We start from the raw sequence: 5,008 nt of genomic DNA, 5'->3' as shown, positions 1-5,008 counted from the left end.
TGGGCCGCGACCCCGACACTCAGCATCCGCACCGAGCCCGGCGGGTCCAGCTCCACCGCCGGCGCCGGCGCCAGCAGCTGGCGGGGCAGCCGGATCCGCGCGACGAGGCCGTCCTGGCCGCCGAACAGCCGCACCTCGACGGAGAGCCGGGCGGCCAGGTGGCTGACCACGAACAGGCCCATCCGCTCGACGGTCGCGACGTCGGCGGCCGGCGGCGTGGCGAGCACGGCATTCGCCTCGGCCAGCGCGGTCGGGCTCATGCCGAGACCCTGGTCGACGATCTCGACCACCGCCCCGACGTCGTCGGCCCGGGCGGTGACCGTCACCAGGGTGTCCGGCCGGGAGAACGCGGTCGCGTTCTCCAGCAGCTCGGCCAGGAGGTGGACCAGCTCGCCGATGGCATGGCCGACAATGTGCAACTCGGCCACCGACTCGTGGCGCACCCGCTGGTACTGCTCGATCTCGGCGCTGGCGGCGAGCAGCACCGCGCCCAGGCCGACCGGCCGGTTCCACCGCCGGGTCGACTCGGTCCCGGCCAGCACCAGCAGGCTCTCGTCGTTACGCCGCATCCGGGCGGCCAGGTGGTCGAGCTTGAACAGGTTCTCCAGCTGATCCGGGTCGCTCTCCTCGCGTTCCAGGTCGTCCAGGAGCTCCAGCTGACGTTCGACGAGGACCTGGCTGCGTCGGGCCAGGTTGACGAACATCGCGTTGACGTTACGCCGCATGGTCGCCTGCTCAACGGCGACGCTGACCGCGCTGCGGTGCACCGCGACGAACGCCTCGGCCAGCTCGCCGATCTCGTCGAGCGACCGAACCACCGCCGGCGGCACGTCGATGGCGGGCACCCCGCCGGTCAGGGTGCGCAGCCGGTCCAGGGCGTCCGGCAGCTCGATCTGGGCGATCCGCAGGGCCTGGCCGCGCAGCATCCGCATCGAGCGGGCCACGGACCGGCCGACCAGGACGGAGATCAGCAGGGCGACCAGCAGCACCACGACGATCACGCCGACGACCAGCAGGGTGGTCCGCAGCTGGGTCGCGCTGACGTCGTCGGCCTGCCGGACGGCGTCGTCGAGCACCGACGCCTCGACCTGGCGGAGCAGCTCCTGGCGCTCCTCGCTGGCCGCCCACCACTGTGGAGCGGGCAGCACCGCCGGCTCGGCGCCGGCGGTGGGCACGCTCTGTTCCTCCAGGCGGGTGGCCGACACGAACGCCGGGTCCACCGAGGTCTCGTCGTACCGGCGGATCTGGGTGTTGGTGGCAGCGACCCGGAACGCGCCCAGCGCGGTCAGCTGCTGCGCCCGCAGGTCGGTCAGGATGACCTGGTCCTCGACGCCGTAGCGGCCGGCGCGGGCGGCCTCGTAGAGCTGGGCCCGGACCTGCGAGGAGAGCTCCTTGACCCGGGCGAGCTGCACGTAGCGCAGCACCGCGTCGCTGAGCGCGGGCTGGTCGGCACCGGGCGACGGCTCGGCGAGGAGGTTGAGCAGCGCGTCGACGACCCGGTGGTAGTTGCTGAGGATGGTGTCGCTGCCCAGCACCGCCGGGGCGATCGCGGCCCGAATGTAGACAACCTGCTCGTACGCCTCCAGCACCTCGGAGTACGCGACCCGCCAGGCCGCGTCGGCGTCGGCCAGCGGCTCGGCGGCCCGGCGCAGCTCGCGCAGGGCCACGTCGCTGCCGCCCTGCAGGGGCTTGAGTGCCGCGATCGCCGCGTCCCGGTTGGCGCCGGTGCCGCTGCGCCGCAGCTCGGCGAGCTCGCCGGCGGTGCGGTCCCGTTCCAGCTGCAACTGGTGCACCACCGTGGTGATCTCCCGGCCGATGCCGACCTGCTGGGCGAAGTCACCCAGCGCCGTGGTCTGACCGACCAGGCCGCGGGTCTGCACGCCGGCCAGCACCAGGAACGCCACCGAGGGGATGACCAGCACCGTGGCGAGCTTGGTACGCATCCGCCAGTCCCGCATCCGGAACGGGGAGCGACGCCGGTGGGGAACGACCCGGACGTCGAACCGGCGCCGGCGGTGGTTCGACACCGCGCCACCCGCCGGACCTTCGCCCACACCTGCCTCCTTGGTCCCTCGCGTCCGCCGCGAGCCGGGGAGCGGAGTCCATCCAACCAGGCCCGGGAGCTGTGTCAACGGGCTGGGCTGAGGAGCGACTCAGGAGGGTGAGCCCCGCTCATCCGTCCGGCCGATGCCGGTGGGCTCGGCGGCACCACCCAGGCGTCCCAACGCGAGCAGCGCCGCGCCGGTCGCGCCGATCTCCGGGTTGCGCTGCCAACGGACCGGCCGGGGCGCGAGGGCCGCGGCGAACGCCGCCCGCCACCAGGGCGAGGCGGCCACCGCTCCGCCGCCCAGCACCACCTCGACCGGCTTGTCGACCGTGGACTCCAGCACGGTCAGGTCCGCGGCGATCAGGTTGCACAGCTCCCGCATCAGCCCGGCCACCATCTCCACGGAGGTGGTGCCGAAGCTCAGGCCGCGCAGCTCGCCGGAGCCGGCCGGGACCAGGCCGGGCGGTCGGGCGCCACCGAAGCGGATATCGGCCGGCCGGCCGCCGTCCAGTGGCACCCGGGCCAGAGCGGCGTCCAGCTCGGCCCCCTCGGGCAGCCGCAGCTCCCGCTTCGCCCAGGCGAAGAGGTTGCCCCCCGACGAGTACGCCGTCCCGGTCACCACGTGGTCGTGGTCGACCCGGTACCGCCAGAGCTCCCCGGGCAGCCGGGGCAGCTCCTCCCCGGCCCGGACGCGCTGCATCAGCCGGACCGCCGCGGAGGTGCCGACGGTCACCGCCGACCGGTCGGTGGTGACACAGCCGGAGCCGATGTTCGACGCCGCGCCGTCGCCCACCGGCGCGGCCCACGACGCGTCGGTCAGCTGCGGCCAGCGGCGGGCGTGCACCGGCCGCAACCGGCCCCGCCAGCCCAGCGGCGCCAGCTCGGGCAGCTCCTCGGCACGGGCGCCGGCCAGCGCGCAGGCCTCCGGGTCCCAGGTCATCATCCGCAGGTCGAGCAGGCCGGTCCCGGAGGCCTGGGAGACCGACATGGGGGCGGAGTCGAGCAGCTCACCCAGCACGTACTCGACCAGGCCGGCGAAGCGGGTGACCGGCGTGGCGGCGTGCTCGCGCAGCCAGGGCAGCCGGACCGACCAGTAGCAGCGGTGCCACCAGGCGCCGGTGCGCTGGTGGAAGTCGTCCGGGTCGGCCGGGCCCGTGGCCCCGCGGACCGGCGCCGGGCGGGTGTCCAACCAGGCCAGCACCGGCCCGAGCGGCTCCCCGCCGGCGTCCAGGGGAACCACCGAGTGCCACTGCCCGGAGGTGGCCACCAGCTCCACGTCGCGCAGGTGGCCACCGGCGGCCAGCTCGTCCAGGCACTCCACCAGGCACGCCAGGTATCGGACGGCGTCGAGGGTGCCGGTGCCGTCGTCGTCGACGGTGAGGCTGACCTTGCGCCGGGCCAGCGCGCCGGGCAGCGGACCGGCGTCGGCGTCCAGCACGAGGCCGCGTACCGAGGAGGTGCCCAGGTCGAGCGCGAGAATGTTCATCGCGGGTCAAATTACCCGGTCCGAGGGGGTGGGGGGTCCCGGCGGCTCGCCCGTACGCCCGAACGACTTCCCGTGCCGACGTCGGCCACGTAGGGTGGTCGCATGCCCGCGCACCTGTCCTGCTGGTGGCCCGCCGACCCGGCGGCCATCCCCCGCGCGTAGCTATCCCACGCGGCCGCCCGACGAGGCGGCCGCCGGTCTTTCCCCCGGCCCTCCGGTCGCCCCCCGACGGCGACGCCCGGCCCTGAGGAGACCGATGACCCACCTGCCCCAGCTGCTCGCCGCCGTCGCCGACGGCTGCGACCCCGGCCCGTTCGCGCTCGTCCGGCGCGAGGGCGCCGACCACCTGGAGCTGTTCACCGGCACGGTCCGCGCGGTCGACCGGCTCGCCGACATCCCGCTGCCCGCCGGGGCGCCCGGCCCGCGGACGCTGGCGCTGGTGCCGTTCCGGCAGGTCGCCGAGCGCGGCTTCGCCTGCGTCGACGACGGCGTCCCGCTGGAGTGCCTGGAGATCGACCGGCACGAGCGGCTCGACCTGGCCGAGGCGCTCGACGCGCTGCCCGACGTGCCCGTGGCCACCACCGACGCCGGCTTCGACGTCGGCGACGACGAGTACGCCGCCACCGTCGGCCGGGTGCTCGCCGAGGAGATCGGGCGCGGCGAGGGCGCCAACTTCGTCATCCACCGGACCATGCGGGCCACCGTGCAGGGCCCGCCGCTGATCGCCGCCCTCGCCGCGCTGCGCCGGCTGCTGCTGCGCGAGCGGGGGGCGTACTGGACCTTCGTGGTGCACACCGGCACGCGGATCCTCGTCGGCGCCAGCCCGGAACGGCACGTCAGCGTCGACGACGGGCTGGTCATGATGAACCCGATCAGCGGCACCTTCCGACACACCGGCGCGGACGCGGACCTCGCCGCCCTGCTGCGCTTCCTCGCCGACGCCAAGGAGGTCGAGGAGCTGTACATGGTGCTCGACGAGGAGCTGAAGATGATGGCCACGGTCGCCGAGCACGGCGGGCAGGTGGTCGGGCCGTACCTGAAGGAGATGTCCCACCTGGCCCACACCGAGTACCTGCTCGCCGGCCGGGGCTCGAAGGACGTGCGGGAGGTCCTGCGGGAGACGATGTTCGCGCCCACCGTCACCGGCAGTCCGATGGAGAACGCCTGCCGGGTGATCGCCCGCCACGAGAGCGCCGGGCGGCGCTACTACGCGGGGGTGCTGGCGCTGCTCGGGCGAGACGACGCCGGCCGGCAGAGCCTGGACGCGCCGATCCTGATCCGTACCGCCGAGATCTCCCCGGCCGGTGAGCTGCGGGTTCCGGTCGGGGCGACCCTGGTCCGGCACTCGACGGCGGCGGGCGAGGTGGCCGAGACCCACGCCAAGGCGGCCGGGGTGCTCGCCGCGCTGGGGCTGGCCCCGCAGGCGCCCGCGCCCGGCCCCGGCCCGGCGGTGCGCCTCGCCGACGACCCGCAGG

Annotated in this window: 3 protein-coding genes; 1 reads left to right on the top strand and 2 read right to left on the bottom strand. The window is 75.0% G+C overall.

Annotated features, from left to right (window positions below; translation table 11 throughout):
• On the bottom strand, nucleotides 1-2,054 hold a 2,054-nt coding region (locus tag NCC78_RS27445; protein WP_250798098.1), incomplete at its 3' end, for a sensor histidine kinase.
• 99 nt (nucleotides 2,055-2,153) lie between these two features.
• The gene (locus tag NCC78_RS27440; protein WP_250798096.1) at nucleotides 2,154-3,533 is read right to left on the bottom strand and encodes an FGGY family carbohydrate kinase; all 1,380 of its coding nucleotides are present in this window, start codon (nucleotides 3,531-3,533) and stop codon (nucleotides 2,154-2,156) included.
• Nucleotides 3,534-3,789: 256 nt separating this feature from the next.
• Between NCC78_RS27440 and NCC78_RS27435 the strand changes: the two genes are divergently transcribed.
• Nucleotides 3,790-5,008, top strand: a 1,219-nt coding sequence (locus NCC78_RS27435) for a chorismate-binding protein (RefSeq protein WP_250798091.1), incomplete at its 3' end; no start/stop codon positions are given.

Source organism: Micromonospora phytophila, assembly GCF_023656545.1.
Lineage (GTDB): Bacteria > Actinomycetota > Actinomycetes > Mycobacteriales > Micromonosporaceae > Micromonospora > Micromonospora phytophila.
The sequence above is the reverse complement of the archived record's forward strand: the minus strand, read 5'-3'. Positions and strand labels throughout refer to the sequence as shown.